This is a genomic window from Methylobacterium nigriterrae, from assembly GCF_037106235.1.
Lineage (GTDB): Bacteria > Pseudomonadota > Alphaproteobacteria > Rhizobiales > Beijerinckiaceae > Methylobacterium > Methylobacterium nigriterrae.
In genome coordinates this window covers 1-289 of sequence record NZ_JBAWTG010000734.1, presented here as the reverse complement: position 1 = coordinate 289, position 289 = coordinate 1, and the positions used below count along the sequence as shown (strand labels likewise).

The following is a 289-nucleotide window of genomic DNA, read 5'->3' as shown; positions in this document are numbered from 1 at the left end:
CGCGTTCAGCTATCGTGAAGCAGCGGAAACTACAATGTCCGGATCGGCAGAAAATACGCAGAACAACTTCGTCGAAATCACTGCCGATATCGTGTCGGCTTACATCTCGAACAACTCTCTGCCTCCCTCCGAACTCCCAGGACTGCTCGCGAGCGTGCATGCCTCGCTGATCGCAGCTGCCACGGGCCCAGGACAAGCGAGCCAGAGCGTCGAGAAGGTGCCGGCTTCGCAGATCAAGAAATCGATCACCCCTGACTACCTGATCAGCTTCGAGGACGGAAAGCCGTAC

The 289-nt window shown here is 57.1% G+C and carries 1 protein-coding gene; it reads left to right on the top strand.

Annotated features, from left to right (window positions below; translation table 11 throughout):
- Positions 1–34: 34 nt before the first annotated feature.
- A partial coding sequence (locus WDW90_RS38930; RefSeq protein ID WP_336492975.1) for a MucR family transcriptional regulator occupies positions 35–289 on the top strand: 255 nt, incomplete at its 3' end.